The following is a 19,075-nucleotide window of genomic DNA, read 5'->3' as shown; positions in this document are numbered from 1 at the left end:
CGCTATGTGAGACGAGGGTGTCGTCAGTCACATGACGTGCGCGCGGTCTTGTCGGCGCAGGTCAGACCGGATAGGCCCCCGGCCACGGGCCCGGCGTGGTCACCAGCGCCACTTCCTCGACCTGCGTGTCGAAGAGCCTGAAGCCCCGGCGCTGGTAGTTGTCCATCGCGTGCACCCCGTCCAGGCTGCACGTATGCACCCAGACCCGCTTGGTGGGCGCCCGTCCCGGCCAGCGGTCCGCCAGGTCCCAGGCGCGGGCGGCGCCGTGGGAGAGGAGGTGGCCGCCGAGGCGCCGGCCGCGGAAGGCGGGGATCAGTCCGAAGTACACGATCTCGACGACACCGTCGTCCTGCGGCTCCAGTTCCACGTACCCGGCCGGCGTGCCCCGGTCGTACACGACCCAGGTCTCCACGCCCGGCCGGTCCAGGTGCTCCCGCCACCGGGCGAACGTCCAGCCGAGCCGGTCGATCCAGAGGATGTCCCCGCCCACGGAGGCGTACAGAAAGCGGCTGAACTCGGGGGAGGGCACCTCGGAGCGGACGATCCGCACGTCTCCGTCCGGCGCGATGGCCGGGAGGAGGTCGCGCGGGTCGGTCTGCTCCAGGGACCAGGTGGTCACGGGGGTGTTCGTCATGCCCGTCAGGGAATCATCCGGCCGGGTGATCTGTCGATCAGTGGATCAGTCGAGGGAGCGGTCGATCGAGGTCAGTGGCAGTGCGAACAGCATCCGGCCGGAGACCGACCAGACCTCGCCCGTTTCCTGCCAGTACGAGAGCGAGTCGGTCCCCGCGCTCCAGCACTGGTGCGTCTCGTCGGCCCCGCACTCGGTGGCCTGCGCGTCCTTCGCGTCCTGCCGCCAGAGCGAGCCGTGCCCGCTCTGCTCGCCGGCCGCGCCGCCCAGGTACCAGGAGGTGCCGTTCGCGAGCACGGCCCCGACGCCGGTGACCTTCGTCGCGTACGCCTCCTCGGGCACCGCGCGCCCCGCCGAGTCCGTGGCGAGCAGCCCCGGCCGCGCCGGATCGAGGCTGAACGGATAGCGCCACAGAACCTTCCCGCCGCTCGCGACCAGACTGTCCGGAACCGTGCTGCGGTCCAGCGAGAGTCCTACGGGCCCGGTGGCGGAGCTGCCACCGGTCAGCCGGTACGACCCGATCGCCGGCAGCAGATACCGGTACCCGGCGGCCGACCAGCCCTCGCGCACCCGGCCGACCGCGGAGGCCGTCACCGTGGCGCGCTGGATGCGGTTCATGTCGTACACGTACAGCGCTTCGCGGTTCCCGCTGCCGGTCGTGACCAGGAGCTTGTCCTGGTACCAGACCATGCCGGAGACCTTGGAGACGAGCCCGCGGTAGTCGCGCCCGCCGTCGGTCGGTACGGCGAGGAGGGCCCAGGTGTAGGTGAGATGCGCGGGGTCGCCCGCGTTCACGAAGGCGACCTTGGCCAGGCCGCTGCTGTTCGCGCTCCAGCCGGAGAGGATCACCCGGTTCGAGCCCCACCAGCCGTCCTCGTCGGCGTCGCCCGAGGTCGTCACCGAGCGGGGAGTCCAGGCCGGGTCGGCCGCGTCGCCGCTGTCCCAGCAGTACGCGCGGGTCGCCTCCGGTTCGACCGGCAGCGCCGCCTTCTCGTCCGCCGTGCAGTCGGCGGCGTCGCGGAGTGTGTGGTCGGCGCTCTTCAGCACCGTGTCGACGCCCACCGGACGTCCCATCGCGGAGGCCAGCCGGTCCAGCGAACGCTGCGGCTCCAGCGTCTCCCGCAGCTCCAGCTTCCCCAGCTCGGAAGCCGAGGTCAGCGGCTTCAGCGCCCCGGGATCGGAACCGACCGTCGCCTGCGAGGCACTGATCATCGTCGCGGCTGCGGTCAGGCCGAGCGCGGCCCCGGCCAGCGCCGCTCGCAGCGCCCTGCCCCGCTTGCGCCGGCGATGTCGCCCACGTGCACCCATAAGTGTCCTCCCGGAGCGAGCCAACTGCGCCTGGTGATCCGTGCGTTGACCAGGGAGCAGGTGGGGTGGCCCGTAGAGGGATGCTACGGCAGTCAAGGCCGCCCCATGGGCAAGACCCTGCAATTATGCGGAAGATGCCGCTCGACGTGTCTTTTGCGCCACCTGTCCGCTACGGCGTCGGGACCGGCCCACGCCCCCGGGTCACCGCCGGTGCCGTCGAGTACGGCAGCAACTCCCGCGGGTCGTCCGGCAGCACCACCTCGACCTCCGCGTCCTCGCAGAAGCGGTACGGCCGGTGCTCCAGGAACGCCCCCAGATAGCGCCGTACCCGCGACATCTCGGCGCGTACCGTCACCGTGCGGCCCGGGTCGCCGAACATGTCCTCGGCCAGGCCCGCCGCGCTGCGGCCGGTGCGGTGCAGGGCCAGGAGGTAGAGCAACTCGGCGTGCCGGGGGCTCAGTTCATGGGTCCAGGAGCCGGCGCAGCCGGACACCGTCACCGACCAGCGGCGCGGCAGCGCGAGATCGAGGACGATCCGGGTGGCGGCGCGCGGCCCCGGTTCGTCGGCGACCCGCACCAACCAGCCCCCGGCCAGCGGCTCCAGCGAGCACAGCCCGAGCGAGGGCAGCCAACGACGTCCCGCCGACGGCGACTTGGGCAGCGCGATCCGCTTCGCATACGGCATTCCGATGACCGCCGCGGTCCAGCCGTCCCGGTCCACCACCAGGGCCTGGCCGGCCAGCCTGGGCAGGATCGGCGCGGCCACCGCGCGCAGCCGCTCCAGCGAGGTCAGATGCAGTTCGCGCAGCCGGGCCTCGGCGAGTTTCGCCACCGAGTCGACCCAGGCGAGGGTCGCCGGATGCAGGGTCTCCAGTGGACCGCTGACATCGACGACACCGATCAGCCGGCCGTCCCTGGGGTCGGTGATCGGGGCGCCCGCGCAGGTGAACGCGGCCAGCGCGCGCGAGAGATGCTCGGCGGCGAAGACCTGCACGGGCCGCCGGACGACCGCCGGGGTGCCCACGCCGTTCGGGCCGATGACGTCCTCGCGCCAGTCCGTGCCGACCTCGATGCCGACCTCGTCGGCCTTGCGCAGCACCGCCGTGCTGCCCTCGCGCCACAGCGCCCGGCCCTCGTCGTCCGCGATCAGCACGATGTGGTGGGCGGCGTCCGCGACCGACACCAGGCCCTCCCGCAGCACCGGCAGGACGTGCCGCAACGGGCTTGCCCCGCGCCGCCGTTCGACCTCCTCGCGGGAGAGCAGTCCGGTGCGCAGATCGCGGTCGGGGTGCGTCCCGCCGCGTAACGCGCGCTCCCAGGACTCCTCGATCACCGGGCGCGGAGGGGTGCGGGCGCGCTGTCCGGAGAGCGTGCTGTGCCGGGCGTCGCCGAGCATCCGTGCCGTCCGCGCCGCGTCGGCGGTGGCCTGCTGTGTCGGGGCGGCCGGCGGGTTCACCATGGGTCCTTCTCTCCGGTCCCGTATCGACTGTTGTTCTCATAGTGCCGCCCCTCGGTGACGGAGGGAGACACTCCGGACACAGTGGCCACCAAGTTGCAACCCTCTGCAACCCTGGTGAACGGCCGTACGGTGTCTGAAACTTGTCCCACGCTGCGAGGGTGGTGCCGTGTCGGCGCAGCACCACCCTCGCGTTGTGCCGGTGCCGTTCAGGCCGTCGGCCGGGCGCGTTCCACGATCGACGTCAGATCCAGGCTCGGCGGCAGGGTGCCGAAGGCGGCACCCCAGTCGCCGCCCAGCCGCGACGCGCAGAACGCGTCGGCGACCTCGGGAGGGGCGTACCGGACGAGCAGTGATCCCTGGAGCACGAGGGCGATCCGTTCGACCAGGCGCCGGGCGCGGCCCTCGATGCCGTCCAGGTCGGCGAGTTCGACGAGCAGGTTCTTCATCGCGCCGTCCAGCCGGTGATCGGCGCCGCGCACCCCGCCGACCTCGACGAGGAAGGCGTTCAGTGCCCGTGGCTCGCGCCGCAACGCCCGCAGTACGTCCAGGGCCTGGATGTTCCCGGCGCCCTCCCAGACCGAATTGAGCGGTGACTCCCGTACCAGGCGCGGGAGTCCGGACTCCTCCACGTAGCCGTTGCCGCCCAGGCACTCGGCCGCCTCGACCGCGACCGTCGAACAGCGCTTGGTCACCCAGTACTTGGCGGCCGGCACTGCCAACCGCAGGAACGCCAGCTCCTGTTCACCGCCGTCGTCGTAGGCGGCGGCGAGTCTGAGCCCGAGCGTGGTGGCGGCCTCCGACTCCAGGGCGAGGTCGGCCAGCACATTGCGCATCAGCGGTTTGTCGAGGAGCCTGCCGCCGAACGCCTCGCGGTGGGCGGTGTGGTGGACGGCCTGCGCGACGGCCTGCCGCATCAGTCCCGCCGAGCCGAGCACACAGTCGAGCCGGGTCGCCGCGACCATCCCGATGATGGTCCGCACCCCGTCCCCCTCGTCCCCGACCCGGCGCGCCCAGGTCCCGTCGAACTCGACCTCGGCGGAGGCGTTCGACCGGTTCCCCAGCTTGTCCTTGAGGCGTTGGAGCAGGAACACGTTGCGGGTGCCGTCCGCCAGCACGCGGGGCACGAGGAAGCAGGTGAGCCCGCCGGGCGCCTGGGCCAGCACCAGGAAACCGTCGGACATGGGCGCCGAGCAGAACCACTTGTGGCCGGTCAGCCCGTACGTCCCGTCCTCGGCGAGCGGTGTCGCGGCCGTGGTGTTGGCGCGGACGTCGCTGCCGCCCTGCTTCTCCGTCATGCCCATCCCGAAGACCGCCCCGGCCTTGAGGTGGGCGGGCCGCAGCTCACGGTCGTAGACCATGGACGTCAGCCGGGGCTCCCACTCGGCGGCGAGCGCGGGGTCGGCGCGCAGGGCGGGCACCGCCGCGTGGGTCATCGACAGGGGGCAGCCGTTGCCGGCCTCGACCTGCGTCCAGACCAGGAAACCGGCGGCCCGCCGCACATGCCCGGCCGGGCGGTGCCAGGCATTGGTCAGCCCCGCCGCCACGCCCTTGCCGAGCAGCCGGTGCCAGGCCGGATGGAACACGACCTCGTCGATCCGGTTGCCGAAACGGTCGTGGGTGCGCAGGCCCGGGGGGTTGTCGTTGGCCTGCGCACCCCACTCCTGCACCTGGGCCGAGCCGACGGCCCGGCCCAGGGCGGAGAGGTCGTCCCGTACCTCGGTGAACAGTCCGGGCGGCGTGTGCCGCTCGACCGCCGAGGCCAGGACGCGGTCGGCGGTGAAGACGTCGTAGCCGACCAGTGGGGGAGGCTGGTTCGTCACGGTGTGGGTGGTGCGTGCCATGGCTGGAACCTACCCGTGCGGACGGCGGTGGTCCGGATCTCCGCGGTGAAACGGCCACCGCCGCCGCCGTCAGGCCGACTGGGACATGGCCGCCAGTATCTCGGTCCCCGCCGCCTCCTCCTCCAGCCAGCCCGCGCGGTACACGGTGTCCAGATAGCGTTCGCCCAGGTCAGGGGCGATCGCCACGGCGGTCGGGCCGTGCCGTCGGTCCGGCCAGCCGTTCCGGGCGAGCCACTGCCCGGCCCCGCTGACGACCGTGCCGGTGGACCCGCCGAACAGGAAGCCCCGCGCGGCCAGCCGGCGGCAGGTCTGCACGGTGTCGGTCTCCTCGACATGGATCACGTCGTCGACGTACGACTCGTCGAGGAACGGCGAGCCCACGCTGGTGCCGAGCCCCGGGATCAACCGAGTGCCCGCCTCCCCGCCGAAGGTGACCGAGCCGACCGCGTCCACGGCGACGATCCGCACCCGGCGCCGCCACTGCCAGAACCAGCGCGCGCAGCCCATCAGGGTCCCGGTGGTGCCGGCCCCCACGAACAGCACGTCCAGCTGCGGGAACCGGCGGGCGATGGCGGGTGCCGTGGTGCGGTAGTGCGCCCGCCAATTCCCCTGGTTGGTGTACTGGTTGAGCCATACGTACCGCTCGTCCGACGCGCACAGCGCGCGCACGTACGCGATCCGGGCGCCCAGGAAACCGCCGTGCCCGTCCGGCTGGTCGATGATGTGCACCCGGCTGCCCAGCGTCTCCATCAGCCGCACCGTCGGCAGGTTGCACCGTCTGTCGGTCACACACAGGAACCCGTAGCCGCGGCTCGCCGCGATCACGCTCAGGGCCACCCCCAGGTTCCCGGACGACGACTCGACCAGCACCGAGCCGGGCCGCAGGACGCCGTCCCGCTCGGCGGCGTCCACCATCTCGGTGGCGGCCTTCAGTTTGATCGAGCCGGCGAAGTTGAACCCCTCACATTTCAGATAGAGCGGCAGGCCCAGCGAGGCCCGCAGGTCGACGTAGAGCTCGTCCTCGTTGAACTCCGAGGGATCGGAGATCACAGCCATGTATTTCCCCCCTTGTGGTGCGCCACGATCGCCGTCAGCCGTACCGGCGCAGCTCGTGGAAGAACCCGTCGACGACGCGCAGTTCGCCCCGCCGAGCCACTTCGTCGTGGACGAACCTGCCGACCGCGAGGTCGAGCACCCCCAGGCCGAACGGCGAGAACACCACCGTGCGGTCCGCCGGTACGGCCACCCGCCCGGTCAGCACGTCGTCCAGCGTGCCGTCGATGAACTCCCGCCCACCGGTGGCCTGTTCGGCCAGGTGCGGTGAGGTGTCGGCCTTCAGACAGTGCTCGACGTCGTCCACGAAGTTCGCGGACGCGAGCAGGATCGCCGGGTCGAGATCCCGCAACGACACGTGCAGGACCAGCGGATGGTGGTCGAACCAGGCCGGGTCGTGGACGTGCGGGGAGCCGGCGATCGTCGCGAAGACGAGCAGGTCGCTGGAGCGGACGAGGCCTTCGGCCTTGTCGTGCACGGTGATGCGCCCCTGCGCGCCCGACCGCTCCAGATATCCCCGGAACCCCTCCGCGCTGTCCGCGGACAGGTCGTACACGCCCGTCTCCTCGAACTCCCAGCCGGTGGCCCGGAGATGGGTGTGGATGTAGCGGGCGATCAGACCCGTCCCGACGAACCCGACCCGCAGCGGACGCGTCCGTCCCCGGCTGAGCTTCTCGGCCGCGAGCGCCGCCGAACTCGCCGTACGCGTCGCGCTGATCACCGAACTCTCCAGGCAGGCGTACGGATAGCCGGTGTCGGGGTCGTTGAGGATCAGCACCGCCGAGGCCCTGGGCAGCCCCGAGCCGGTGTTCCCCGGGAAGCTGGAGATCCACTTCAGACCGTCCACCCGCAGCGGCCCGCCCAGCGACGCGGGCAGCGCGATGATCCGGGACGAGGGGCGGTCCGGGAAGCGCAGGAAGTACGACGGCGGGTTCACGGAGTCGCCCGCGCCGTGCAGCCGGTAGGTGGCCTCCACCAGCTCGCCGATCTCCGACTCCCGCCCGGCGAGGGCCTGTTGGACCTGTTCGCCGCTGACGACCGCGAACGAGGGTGTGTCGAAGTCCCTGGTGAATCCGCTCATGCCGCCCTCACCCCTCCTGTCGGCGCGCAGTCCGTGAGCCGTACCGGGTCGCCGAGTCCGGCGAGCACCTCGCGCGGGCCCTCGAAGGGGTCCCGGCCGTGCGCGGTACGGATGTTGTCCACCAGCAGCAGGTCACCGGAGCGCCACGGCGTGCGCCTCACGTGTGCGTCGTAGGCCCCGTTGACGGCCGACACGATGTCCGCGTCGACCGGATCGCCGTTCCCGAAGCGGGTGTTGAAGGGCAGCGCGTCGGCGCCGTAGACGTCGATCAGGTACTCGCGGACCTCGGGCTCCATCGTCCACTCGTTCAGGAACGCGATCTGGTTGAACCAGCAGCGGCGGCCGGTGACCGGGTGGCGGAGCACGGCCGCGCGGTGCTGCCGGGTGTGCAGCGAACCGTCGGACTGCCAGGCGAAGTCGATGCCCTGGGCCCGGCAGTAGCGCTCCACGACACTGCGGTCCTCGGTGCCGAAGGCCTCGGCGACCGACGCCCCGATCTCCTCGTGGTAGGTCCGGGTCAGCAGCCAGCCCTCGCGCTCGAAGCGGTCCACCAGTGTGGTGGGCAGCGAGGTCAGGACGGCCTCGGCGTCGGCGACCGGGGTCGCGCCGCCCTCGGTCGGCGCGTCGAGGCAGGCGAAGAGCAGCAGCCCGGGGAAGTCCAGCGCGTAACTGGACTCGTGGTGCAGGCACATCGGCTGGTCGGTCGGCCACTTGGTGGCGGAGTACACGCCCTCCGCGTAGGTGCGGCGCGGCGCGAACGGCTCCCGGTCGGCCATCAGGGAGTCGGTGAGCCGCCGGAAGACGGTCTCGGTCCCGGCCGGGTCGGTGAGGCCGAGCCCGCGGACCAGGACGCAGCCGTGCTCGGCGACGACGGCCCGCAGCGCCGTACGGTGCCGGTCGGCCCAGCCCACCGGGTCCGCGCCGGCGTCGGCGTGCAGCAGCGGCGGACCGTCCGGGCTCAGGGTGACGGCGTGGAGAAGGGTCGCGGATGAGAGCGACATCTCGGTGTTCCTTTCGGTGGTGCTGTCGATCGTTCGGCCGGGGGTGCGGCGGGTCTCAGGAGGAGACCGGCCGTTCCAGCAGTCCGGCCAGGTCCGCGAGGACCGGGTGTCGGGTGACGTCCTTGAGGCTGATCGCCCGGTCGAGGGCGACCGCGAGCTTCACCGCGGCCAGCGAGGTGCCGCCGCGGTCGAAGAAGTGGTCCTGGCGGCCGATCCGGTCGGCCGGGATGCCCAGCACCACCGCCCAGGCGTCGGCGAGTCGGCGCTCGGCCGGCGTGCCGGGCCCCTCGCCGACCGCGTCCAGGTCCCCGGCGAGCGCGGTGAGCGTCCGGCGGTCGGTCTTGCCGTTGGCGGTCAGCGGCAGCGAAGCCCGCCAGTGCACGACCGACGGCACCATGTAGGCGGGCAGCGACTCGGCGAGCCGGGCCCGCACGGCGTCGGCCGTCACCGGCCGCGCACCCGTGCAGAACGCCACCAGCTGCGTCCCGCGTACGACGACCACCGCGCCGTCCCTGACCCCGTCCACCCGCAGCAGCGCGTTCTCGATCTCGCCGATCTCGATGCGGAAGCCGCGGATCTTCACCTGGCTGTCCCGGCGCCCCAGGAACTCCAGCTTCCCGTCGGGACGCCAGCGCCCGTGGTCGCCGCTGCGGTACAGCCGCTCACCGGGCCGGTACGGGTCCTCGGTGAAGGCCGCCGCCGTCCGCTCGGGATCGTTGACGTACCCCCGGCCCACGCACACTCCGGAGAACACGATCTCGCCCGGCGCCCCCAGCGGCACCGGCACCAGGTCCTCGTCGACGACGTACACCCGCACATTGCCCACCGGCCGGCCGAGCGGCACCCGGGGCCCGTCCGGCGCCCGGTCCATCACCTCGTGGTTGGTGTCGTCCGAAGTCTCGGTCAGGCCATAGGCGTTGACCAGCCGCACCCCGGGCCGCGCCGCGAACCAACGCTCCACGAGCTCCTTCTTCACCGCCTCCCCGGTGACCGACACACAGCGCAGGTCCGGGAGTTGACGCGGCTGCCGCTCCAACTCGGCCAGTACGGCCTCCAGATACGACGGCACGACCTGGAGCACGTTGACCCGCCCCGCCTCGACCGTGTCGACGAACCGCGGCACGTCCAGGATCACGTCCTGCTCCACCAGCAGCGTCCGCCCGCCCACGAGCGGCGCGCAGACCAGCTGCCACAGCGAGATGTCGAAGCACTGGGGCGCGGTCTGCGCGACCACCTGCCCGGCCCCGATCCCCAGGTCGTCGAGCTTGGCGAAGACGTGGTTGACGAAACCCGCGTGCTCGCACATCGCGCCCTTGGGCTCACCCGTGGAGCCCGACGTGAAGTAGATGTAGGCGAGTTGACCCGGGGTGACCTCGATCCCGGGATTCCCGTCCGGATGCCCCTCGGCGTAGGCCTCGTCGACGTAGAGAGTGTGGTCCGACGCGTCCAGCGAACCGTCGCTGCCGTGCTCGGTCAGCACCAGCTCGCACCCGGCGCGCTCCAGGACGCGCGCCACCCGGTCGGCCGGGAAGTGCGGCTCGACGGGCAGATAGACCCCGCCCGCCTTGAACACGGCCAGTACGGCGGCCATCCAGTCGAGGTTCCGCTCCAGCACCACGGCGACGACACCCTCGCGGGTCAGGCCGCGGGCCAGCAGTGCCCGACTCAGCCGGTTCGCCCGGGAGTTGAGTTCCCGATAGGTCCAGCTCCGGTCGCCCTGGGCGGCGGCTACCGCGTCCGGGCACACCTCCACCATGTCCTCGAACAGCTCGTGCACCCGCCGGTCCGGCAGTTCCCGCCGCGGGCCCGCCAACTCCTCCAGCTGGAAACGGACTTCGGCCTCGGACAGCAGGCTCGTCCGCTTCGGATCGGTGAGGACCGTGACGTGATAGCCCGCGACACGGGCGGCGGCCTCGGCGTCCAGGACGTCGGTGCGGTACCGCAGACGCAGCGTGCGGCCCGTGACGCTCACCTGCAGCGCAGGGTCCTCCTCGACACTCTCCCCCGAGAGCGCGGCGAGCACCGTCGCATGGGCGGCCTTCACATCGGCGGGCTCGATCAACAGCCCGTCGGGCAGGGACACTTCGTACTCCGCCACACCGGGCACCGGAGCGAGCGTCCACCGCGGAATGATCTCCATCGTTCTCTTCCCCCCTGTTTCCTTCCCCCTGCGGCCACGCCGTCAGGGAGTCATGTGCGAGGCGGCGCCGCGCTGGGCCACCGCCGGATTGCCGCCCCACCGCGACAGCGCGGGCATCTCCTCGCCCTTCATCAGGAACGAGTCGGCGGCGAGTACGGCCCCGTCACCCATCGACACCCCGTAGTGCACGAGCGCACCCACCCCGAGGGTGCAGCCGTTGCCGATGGTGATGAGTTCGGACTTGAACGTGCCGTCCTCCTGCGAGTGCGACTGCACCTTGGTGTGCGCCGACAGCGTGCAGTCGTCGCCGATCGCGGTGAGCGTGCGCTCGGTGATGTAGGCGCCGTCGTCGAAGACCCGCCGGCCCATGCGCACGCCCAGCAGCCGCCAGATCAGGTTCTTGAACGGCGTTCCGTTGAACACCTGGATGTAGTGGTCCGGCACCTTCCACAGCCGCTCGTGCCACCAGAAGTACGGGTCGTAGATCGAGCACAACTTGGCTTCCAGCGGCCGGAATCCGCCGACCAGGCGCTCCACCAGCACGTAGTACCCGGCGGTGAAGCCGAGCCCCAGCATCAGGGACGCGCCGATCAGCAGCCCCCCGCCGATCCCCTCGCCCCCGTACAGGTCGACGGCGGCGAAGCCGAGCACGGTCAGCACGAACCAGTGCAGCCAGCGCACGAACAGATACAGGCCCATCGAGCGCAGGTTGGCGCGGTTCTTCAGGGTCAGCCGGCGCTTCAGCTCGTTGCCCTCGCGCAGATGGTCGAAACGGCTGTCGCGCTCCACCGAGCGCGGGATCTCGAAGCAGGGCGAGCCCAACAGGCCGACGCCCTCACGGAGTTCGCCGTCGATCGGCACCATCACCTTCGTCGCCAGCAGACAGTTGTCGCCGGTACGGCCCCCCGAGGGGTAGGCGATGTTGTTGCCCAGGAAGTTGCGCGGCCCGATCGTCGTGCGCGACAGCCGGAACGACGTACTGGAGAAGTCCGCGTTGACGATCGACAGCCCGTCCGCGACCATCGTGCCGCTTCCCACACTGGCCAGATAAGGCGTCTCGTGCTGCACCTCCGTACCGAAGTTGGAGCCGGTCTGCTCCACCTCGCCGAGGTCGTAGCCGATGGCCTTCAGGTAGCCGACGATGTACGAGCTGTCGCCGAACAGCCACTTGAAGAACTTCAGGTTGGTCAGCCGGGCCACCGCGCGCTGCACCGAGTAGTGGAAGCCGTACAGCGGATACACCCGGTCCGGGCGCAGCAGCGGACGCAGCAGCCTCGGCAGCAGGGACACGGAGGCGAAGCCGAGCACGACGAAGGCGACGAGCGCCACCAGCGACAGACCCAGCGCCTCGCCGTAGAAGCGGGCCGAGTTGAGGTCCTTCTTGTTCGGGTCGAGCAGGTGGTCGAGGGCCGGCACCACGGTCAGCACCATGTAGGTGCCGCCGACCGCGAGCGGGACGTAGACGAGCACCATCTGGAGCAGCGCGGCCAGGCCGTAGCCGAAGCGGCGGGCCGTGGAACAGTCCGCCGCCGGGACACGGACGTAGTCGACGTCCGTGGCAACGGCCGGCGAACCGTGCACACGGCCGCCCGCCGGGACCCGCGCCTCGTCGTACAGGGCGGAGGAGTGGCCGAGTTGGGCGCCGTCGCCCATGACCGTGCCGATGTCGAGGACCGTCTTCTCGCCGACGTACACACCGCTGCCGAGCGTGACCCGGCCGGTGCGGATACGGCCGGCGTGCGCCTGGTAGCAGAGGAAGAAGGAGTCCTTGCGGATGACCGTTCCGTCTCCGACGGTCAGCAGGTCGGTGCAGACCGGGACGGAGTGGGACAGGATCGTGACGCCCCTGCCGATCCGGGCGCCGAGGAGGCGCAGGTAGAGGACGTACAGCGGGTTGCCGGCGAACAGGATCATCGGGTTGGCGTGCAGCAGCGCCTTGACCGTCCAGAACCGGACATAGGCGAGGCTCCAGACCGGGAACTCGGTCTCCTTCCAGCGGCCGACGAGTACCCACTTGGCCACCACCGGCACCGTGCACACGCCGATGAACACCGCGCCGCCGAATATCGCGGAACGCAGATAGACCTGTACCACTCCGGAACCGCCGGAAACCCATTCGTAGCCGCGCCCGGTGACAAGTCCGGCGAGTGCGCAGTAGAGCGCGAATACGAGGAACTGGAGCAGCCCGCACAACAGATAGCGGGCCGTGCTGCCGGGCGGCGGGGGATCGGCGACGGCCGGCGGGGAAGGCTCGTCGGTGTCGGCGAGTGCCGCCGCGAGACTACGGATCGTCGGATTGCCGTAGACGTCCCGCATCGAGACCGACGGCAGGTCGTCACGTTTCCGGACCCGGGCGCAGAAGTGCGCCATCACCAGCGAGTTGGCGCCCAGGTCGTCGAAGAAGTGACTGTCGAGCGGTATTGCTTCCTTGCGTACGACACCGGCCAGGACCTCTGCGAGAACGGTCTCGGTGCCGGTGCCGGGTTTTCCCACCACGTGGCTCCTTGGTGCTGATCATTGTCTTTGAATTGCCAAAAACGCCAAAATCGCCAAAGACGAAAACGGCACACGCGAAACGGGTGGGGTGAAAGTGAATTTCTGGGACGGGGTCCCGGTCATGGACCCAATGTGTTTTCCCCCGAGTCGTGTGCGCTGACGTCGTCCCAACGCGCGCAACGAATGCAGTCCGGATTATTTCTGGACATTCCGGAACGGGTCAAGGCCGTTCTGGTCAATGGCGCTTTTTCGACTTCGCGGGGTACGGGCAAGGTCAATCAGGATTGACGTACGGAGTCCTCACCGGGAAGCTCTCCAAAACGACCATTAAAATCTCGAATGCCAATTCGAATTCCGGACCGAAAAGTTTCGGCCAGCGCGGGCATGACACGGTGCTCCAGCAGGCACCCCGTCCCGGCCGACGCCCCCGGGGGATGAGTGCATCCCGGCACGGCGGATACCTTTAGGGCGTGCAGTCAGCAAGTGAAACCCCCGAGCGGCCCACCGGCCGGTTCCACCGGGCGCGTGCCCTCTACCGGAACGTCTCCAAGCGCAGGACCGCCTGGCTGCTGGTCAAGGACACCGTCAACTCCTGCATGGAGTACCGCATCCTGGGCCTCGCGGCCGAGGCCGCGTTCTTCACGCTGCTGTCCGTCCCGCCGCTCCTGCTGAGCCTCATCGGCCTGCTCGGCTACGTCGACAGCTGGACCGGCGCCCACAGCATCGCCGGCCTGGAGAACAACATCCTGGAGGCGTCCCGCACCGTCCTCACCGACAAGGGCGTCCACGAGATCGCCCAGCCGATCCTGCACGACGTGATGAAGGGCGGCCGGCCCGACGTCATCTCCATCGGCTTCCTGTTCGCCCTCTGGTCGGGCTCCCGCGCGGTCAACGTCTTCATCGACACCATCACCGTGATGTACGGCCTCGACGGTGTGCGCGGCATCGTCAAGACCCGGATCGTGTCCTTCGCGCTGTTCATCGCGGCCCTGCTGATCGGCTCGGTCGCGCTGCCCCTCATGGTCGCCGGACCGGACGCCGTGGTGAAGGTCGTGCCCTGGTCGGAGACGGTCGTGCAGGTCCTGTACTGGCCCGTGGTCATCGTCCTGTCCGTCGTCTTCCTCACGACGCTGTACCACGTCTCCGTCCCCGTCCGCTCCCCGTGGATCGAGGACGTGCCCGGCTCCCTGGTCGCCCTCGCCATGTGGGTCCTCGGCAGCTACCTGCTGCGCATCTACCTCACCGGCACGGTCGAGGGCCCCACCATCTACGGCTCCCTCGCCGCGCCCGTCGCCGTCCTGCTGTGGATCGGCGTGTCCGCGTTCGCCGTACTCGTCGGGGCCGCCGTCAACGCGGCCATCGACCGGGTCTGGCCGGCCGCCGCGACCGCCGCCGCCCGCGCCGCCAACGAACGCCGGCACGAGGAGCAGGCCGCCGAGTACGTCGCCCGCATGGCCGCCGCCCGCACCCACGGCGGCGAGGACGACGACGACTTCGACGACCCCGAGGACGGCGACATGCCCTCCGAGTTCCCGGAACGCTGGTCCCGCTTCCTGCCTCCCGAGGACGTCACGTCCAGGCTGCGCACGCACGCCAAGAGCACCCACGCCAAGAGCACCCACAAGAGCGGCGAGGACACACCGGGGCCGGTGAAGTAACGCTCCGCTACGGCTTCCGGACGCCCGCCGCCGCGGCCTCCCGCGCGCGGTCGGCGTAGCCTTTCCGGTGTGTACGTGGAGAGGGCGTCCCGGCTGCCCGGCGCGGTGATCTGGAGCCGGACCGTCGAGGACCCGGTCGCAGGCCCGGTCCACCCCGTCCTGCCCGACGGCTGCATGGACCTCCTCTGGAACGAGGGCCGCCTGCTGGTCGCCGGCCCCGACACCCGCGCGTACGTCCCCGGGACCGCGCCCGCCCGCTGGGCAGGCCTCCGCTTCGCCCCCGGCACCGCCCCCACCTACCTGGGCGTCCCCGCACACGAACTCCGCGACCGCCGAGTCGACCTCACCGACCTCTGGCCCGCCGCGACGGTACGACGCCTGCACGCCCGCCTCGCCACGGCCCCCGACCCGGCGACCGCACTGGAGGACCTGGCCCTGCACCGCGCCACAGAGACCCCCGCACCCGATCCACTCCTACGACACCTCGTGGCGGCCCTCGACACCGGCCGCACCGTCGCCGCCACCGCCGACGAACTCGGCCTGGGCGCCCGCCAGTTGCACCGCCGCTCACTGACCGCCTTCGGCTACGGCCCCAAGACGCTCGCCCGTGTGCTGCGTCTCCAGCGCGCCCTCGCACTGGCCCGCACCGGAGTCCCCTTCGCGGAGACCGCGGCCCGGTCCGGCTACGCGGACCAGGCCCATCTCGCCCGGGACGTCAAGGAGTTCGCGGGGATGCCGCTGGGGGAGCTGCTCGGCCGGACCGGCTAGGCAGGGTTTAGCGGGGCGAAGAGATCGACGCCGTTGCCGTCCGGGTCGTGCACGACGGCATACCGCTGCCCCCAGAACGCGTCCCACGGCTTGAGCTCGCCGTGGTGCCCGGCGCCGACCAACTCCTCATACACCCGGTCGACTTCGGCGGCATCGTCGCAGAGCAGGGCGAGTGCGGCCCTGCCACTGCCTCCGGTGGGCGGCTGCCAACCCGTGTGGAACGAGCGGACGGTGTCCTCCGTGTCCAGCAACAGCCGCAGCCCGCCGGGGAGTTGGGACTCGGCGTGTGGCTGGTCCTCGGCACCCTCGGGGAAACCGAAGCCGAGCCGACGGTAGAAGGCGACAGAGGCGGCCATGTCGGAGACGACCAGGCCGATCGCGTCGAATCGTGGAGTCATGGGGCCACGGTAGGCGGGGGCGGGCGGCGGGTCTTGAACGAATCGGACACGTCATCGCCCGGTGAAAGGATGCCGACGAACCACGAGTCCGCGACCGGGCTCTTCCGGTAGAACGTGTTCGGCTGCACCGGATCGCACAGGGCGACCAGGACGTCACCCTCCCGCAGCTCCACGGCTCTGCGGAACGAGCTGGTCCTGCTCGCCCTCCAACGCCTGACCGTGAACTCCATGTCGTGCGGACCGGGCGCGAGTTCGACGAACTTCGGTGCCGTGGCAAAGCGGCTCCGAGAGCAGATCTCCAGGCCGTTCTCGCGAAGGGAAACGACACCTGCCCTGTCGGTGAAGCTGCGAACCGGCTCCCTGATCTCGGCGATCAGCAGAACCCCCGTCCCGCCGCTCCTCCGCACTCCGAGCAGGCGCCTCCTGGCCCGCCAGGGCATCCGCCGCACCTCGTCGAGAGTGCCTACGGAGAAAGGAGCACCGGAACCCTTCATGAGAACGTCACCGCTCCACGAGGCGTGTTCACCGTGAAGGAGAGGCCCACCGGCCCCTGGGCCAGCGGCAGTTCCACGCCCACGGCGGACAGCAGCGGGCGGAGTTCGTCGGGCGTCGGAGCCGTCGCGGTCAGCTTCAGCAGGGGCGCGACGGGCAGACCCGAGGCGGTCGTGGGATGGGGCGAAGAGCTCCAGTCGATCAGAAACGGCACCAGACCGGACGGGTGTGCCGTGCTCCCGTCCGTGAGCCGCCACTCCAGCAGCGTGCCGTCGGGCCGGCGGCGGCTCATCGCGCGCACGGACCCGGGGTCGTACCCCTGGGCGCGGGCCGCGGCGACCGCCGCGTCCAGATCGGGCGGACTGATCGCCCAGGTCACGGTCCGGGCGACGGACAGCCCGTCGACGCCGAACGGGCGTGGCCCCGACGGGTCGTCCTGTTCCGGATCGGGCCCGAGGATCTCCAGGTAACGCGAACCACCAAGAGACACCAGGTAGTTGCGGGTACCGAGCCCGACATGGGCACCGCCGGCCACCGGTGCGATGCCCGTGCGCAGGGTGAAGTCGGCGACCGTGGCCGCCAGTTCGGGGGTCGCGAGGACGAGATGGTCCAGGCGTGCGGGAACGGCGTTCATCCCCACCGAGGCTACGCGGTGCGGGGAACGGAGGCTGAGCCCAAGGAGTGAAATAGGCTGCCCCGTATGGCCGCCGCACCCCGCCTCCTCGTGTACACCCGCACCACCGCCTACCGCCACGACTCCATCCCGGCCGCGGTGACCGCCCTGCGCACCCTCGGCCCCTTCGAGGTCACCGCCACGGAGGACCCGGCCGCCTTCGAACACCCCCTGGACGGCTACGCGGCCGTGGTCTTCCTCTCCACCAGCGGCGAGGTACTTACCCCGGCGGGCCGCGAACACCTCACGGCCTACGTCGAGTCGGGCGGCGGCTTCGTCGGCGTCCACGCGGCGGCCTGCACGGAGTACGACTGGCCGTACTACGGCGACCTCCTCGGTGCCCGCTTCGACCGGCACCCCGCCCACCAGCCCGGCAAGGCCGTGACCGAGGACCGCACCCACCCGGCCACCCGACACCTGCCCGCCGTATGGCAGTTCACCGACGAGTGGTACGACTTCCGCACCAACCCGCGGAGTTCGACCCACGTCCTCCTCACCGCCGACGAATCCTCCTACGACGGCGGCGGAATGGGCACCGACCACCCCCTGGCGTGGTGCCACGACAAGGGCGCGGGCCGGGTCTTCTACACGGCCCTCGGCCACGCGGCGGAGGCGTACGAGGACCCCGACTTCCGCGCGCATCTGCTGGGCGGGATCGACTGGGCGGCGCGGCCAGGGACGACCGGGCGATGAGGAAGGGGTCGGAGCCCGGACCTTCAAGGTGGGCGGTACGTCATCCTCCGGCACCTACCAGCTGTTTCTCGGCATCGATGGCTACCTGCTGGCGTGCCCGGCCCACTGTGACCCGGCGGCGGTCTGGCCGGTGACCCAGAGATGACCTCGACGATCCAGCACCTCGTGGGTCACCGCGGCACCCCCGTACTCGCCCGCTCCACCAACCGCGTCGACAACTCCGTCCGCGTCCCCTCCGGACGGTCACCGGCCATCAGCCGCAGCAGCAACCGCAGTGCCGTGGCCGCCATCTCCGACAGCGGCTGGCGGACCGTGGTCAGCGCCGGAGTCACCCAGCGGGACTCGGGAAGGTCGTCGAAACCGACCACGCTGATGTCGCCCGGGACGCTCAACTCCCGTTCCGCCAGGGCCTCGTAGACGCCGAGCGCCATACGGTCCGAGCAGACGAAGACCGCCGTCGGCGGCTCGGGCAGGTCGAGGAGTTCGCGCATCCGCGTGCGGGCCATGGCCTGGTCGAAGCCGCCGTGGCGGATGTAGTCCGCGCGCACGGGTACCCCGGCGGAGGCGAGCGCGGAGCGGTAACCGGCGACGCGGGCGCTGCTGCACATCTTGTGCCGGTGACCGGCGATCACGGCGATCCGTTCGTGGCCCAGGGACAGCAGATGCTCGGTCGCCGTCACCCCGCCGTGCCAGTTGGCCGCGCCCACCGACACCACACCCGGCGGCGGCTCCTGCACCGGGTCGATCATCACGAACGGAATGCGGTGCTGGTCGAGCCACGCGTACTGCGACGGCGTCAACTCGGCCAGATTGAACAGGACTCCGGAGGAACCTCTGCCAACCAGCTTGTCCAGCCAGCCCCGTTCGGGCCGGTCGGCCCGCGTCCGGGTCAGCCCGGCCGACACCACCACCTCGAGACCGGCCTCGTACGCCGCCTCCTCCACCCCGTGCAGCACCGCCCCCGACCAGGAGCTCTCCAGCGAGTGCACGACCAGATCGACAAGCCCCGGCGCCTTGTTCGCGTCGAAGCGCGGCCTGCGCACATAACCGAGCCGCTCCAGCGCCTCCGTCACCCGGCGCCGGGTCTCCGGCGCCACGTCCTCCCGGCCGTTGACCACCTTCGACGCCGTCGGCACGGACACCCCGGCCTCACGGGCCACCACCGCCAGCGTCGGCCCTGCCGTCACGCTCGCGCTCCCCGCACGGACCATCGGGAACCACCTCTCCAGCTCGCCCGAGGGCCATCGAAAGTTTCGACCAGCGCTGTTCCACGGCCCGGCCACCAACCGATCAGAAAGCGCTTCCTACGATAGGTGCGCGTCAACACGGCGGGAAGACCAGGGAATTCACGTGATGGCGGCGACCTCACCTTTCGAAACCCCG

At 71.0% G+C, this 19,075-nt stretch carries 16 protein-coding genes; 3 read left to right on the top strand and 13 right to left on the bottom strand.

Annotated elements, in window-relative coordinates:
• Positions 1-61: 61 nt before the first annotated feature.
• The 9 genes from ACQHII_RS11985 to ACQHII_RS11945 all read right to left on the bottom strand — a co-directional run bounded on the left by ACQHII_RS11985 (position 62) and on the right by ACQHII_RS11945 (position 13,007).
• Positions 62-634 (bottom strand): GNAT family N-acetyltransferase, encoded by a 573-nt coding sequence (locus ACQHII_RS11985; RefSeq protein WP_427919293.1) that lies wholly within the window; start codon positions 632-634, stop codon positions 62-64.
• 45 nt (positions 635-679) lie between these two features.
• Positions 680-1,939 (bottom strand): hypothetical protein, encoded by a 1,260-nt coding sequence (locus ACQHII_RS11980; RefSeq protein ID WP_427919292.1) that lies wholly within the window; start codon positions 1,937-1,939, stop codon positions 680-682.
• A 169-nt stretch (positions 1,940-2,108) separates the two neighbouring features.
• The gene (locus tag ACQHII_RS11975) at positions 2,109-3,398 is read right to left on the bottom strand and encodes a GAF domain-containing protein (protein WP_427919291.1); all 1,290 of its coding nucleotides are present in this window, start codon (positions 3,396-3,398) and stop codon (positions 2,109-2,111) included.
• 206 nt (positions 3,399-3,604) lie between these two features.
• On the bottom strand, positions 3,605-5,239 hold the full coding sequence (locus tag ACQHII_RS11970; protein ID WP_427919290.1) for an acyl-CoA dehydrogenase family protein: 1,635 nt from the start codon (positions 5,237-5,239) through the stop codon (positions 3,605-3,607).
• A 69-nt stretch (positions 5,240-5,308) separates the two neighbouring features.
• The gene (gene sbnA, locus ACQHII_RS11965) at positions 5,309-6,295 is read right to left on the bottom strand and encodes a 2,3-diaminopropionate biosynthesis protein SbnA (protein WP_427919289.1); all 987 of its coding nucleotides are present in this window, start codon (positions 6,293-6,295) and stop codon (positions 5,309-5,311) included.
• A gap of 34 nt (positions 6,296-6,329) precedes the next feature.
• A complete protein-coding gene (gene sbnB, locus ACQHII_RS11960) occupies positions 6,330-7,373 on the bottom strand; it encodes a 2,3-diaminopropionate biosynthesis protein SbnB (protein ID WP_427919288.1) in 1,044 nt (347 codons plus the stop codon).
• Positions 7,370-8,374, bottom strand: a complete 1,005-nt coding sequence (locus ACQHII_RS11955) for a TauD/TfdA family dioxygenase (RefSeq protein WP_427919287.1) — start codon at positions 8,372-8,374, stop codon at positions 7,370-7,372. The genes sbnB and ACQHII_RS11955 overlap by 4 nt, the downstream gene beginning before the upstream one ends.
• 55 nt (positions 8,375-8,429) lie before the next feature.
• Positions 8,430-10,514 (bottom strand): non-ribosomal peptide synthetase, encoded by a 2,085-nt coding sequence (locus tag ACQHII_RS11950; protein ID WP_427919286.1) that lies wholly within the window; start codon positions 10,512-10,514, stop codon positions 8,430-8,432.
• 42 nt (positions 10,515-10,556) lie between these two features.
• The gene (locus ACQHII_RS11945) at positions 10,557-13,007 is read right to left on the bottom strand and encodes a Pls/PosA family non-ribosomal peptide synthetase (RefSeq protein ID WP_427919285.1); all 2,451 of its coding nucleotides are present in this window, start codon (positions 13,005-13,007) and stop codon (positions 10,557-10,559) included.
• A 473-nt stretch (positions 13,008-13,480) separates the two neighbouring features.
• Between ACQHII_RS11945 and ACQHII_RS11940 the strand changes: the two genes are divergently transcribed.
• Together ACQHII_RS11940 and ACQHII_RS11935 are read left to right on the top strand one after the other, a co-directional pair.
• Positions 13,481-14,668 carry a YihY/virulence factor BrkB family protein gene (locus ACQHII_RS11940; RefSeq protein WP_427919284.1) on the top strand — a complete coding sequence of 396 codons (1,188 nt, stop codon included), beginning with the start codon at positions 13,481-13,483 and terminating at the stop codon, positions 14,666-14,668.
• Positions 14,669-14,737: 69 nt separating this feature from the next.
• Entirely contained in the window at positions 14,738-15,436 is a 699-nt protein-coding gene (locus ACQHII_RS11935; protein WP_427919283.1) for a helix-turn-helix domain-containing protein, read from the top strand.
• Here ACQHII_RS11935 and ACQHII_RS11930 read toward each other — a convergent pair.
• The 3 genes from ACQHII_RS11930 to ACQHII_RS11920 are packed head-to-tail and all read right to left on the bottom strand — an operon-like array spanning position 15,433 to position 16,960.
• Positions 15,433-15,834, bottom strand: coding sequence for a VOC family protein (locus ACQHII_RS11930; protein ID WP_427919282.1), 402 nt, complete (start codon positions 15,832-15,834; stop codon positions 15,433-15,435). The two genes, ACQHII_RS11935 and ACQHII_RS11930, sit on opposite strands and share 4 nt — an antisense overlap.
• Positions 15,831-16,328 carry a hypothetical protein gene (locus tag ACQHII_RS11925; protein WP_427919281.1) on the bottom strand — a complete coding sequence of 166 codons (498 nt, stop codon included), beginning with the start codon at positions 16,326-16,328 and terminating at the stop codon, positions 15,831-15,833. The genes ACQHII_RS11930 and ACQHII_RS11925 overlap by 4 nt, the downstream gene beginning before the upstream one ends.
• Complete coding sequence (locus tag ACQHII_RS11920; protein WP_427919280.1) at positions 16,325-16,960, bottom strand: VOC family protein; 636 nt, start codon at positions 16,958-16,960, stop codon at positions 16,325-16,327. The genes ACQHII_RS11925 and ACQHII_RS11920 overlap by 4 nt, the downstream gene beginning before the upstream one ends.
• Before the next feature lie 66 nt (positions 16,961-17,026).
• Between ACQHII_RS11920 and ACQHII_RS11915 the strand changes: the two genes are divergently transcribed.
• Entirely contained in the window at positions 17,027-17,692 is a 666-nt protein-coding gene (locus ACQHII_RS11915; protein WP_427919279.1) for a ThuA domain-containing protein, read from the top strand.
• Positions 17,693-17,862: 170 nt separating this feature from the next.
• On the opposite strand, the gene ACQHII_RS11910 is transcribed toward ACQHII_RS11915, so the two are convergent.
• Positions 17,863-18,903 carry a LacI family DNA-binding transcriptional regulator gene (locus tag ACQHII_RS11910; protein ID WP_427919278.1) on the bottom strand — a complete coding sequence of 347 codons (1,041 nt, stop codon included), beginning with the start codon at positions 18,901-18,903 and terminating at the stop codon, positions 17,863-17,865.
• Positions 18,904-19,075 lie beyond the last annotated feature (172 nt).

The sequence above is a fragment of the Streptomyces sp. cg40 genome (genome assembly GCF_050320165.1).
GTDB classification, from domain to species: Bacteria; Actinomycetota; Actinomycetes; order Streptomycetales; family Streptomycetaceae; genus Streptomyces; species Streptomyces hokutonensis.
Note: the sequence above shows the minus strand (reverse complement) of the source record. Positions and strands in the feature narration are given on the sequence as shown.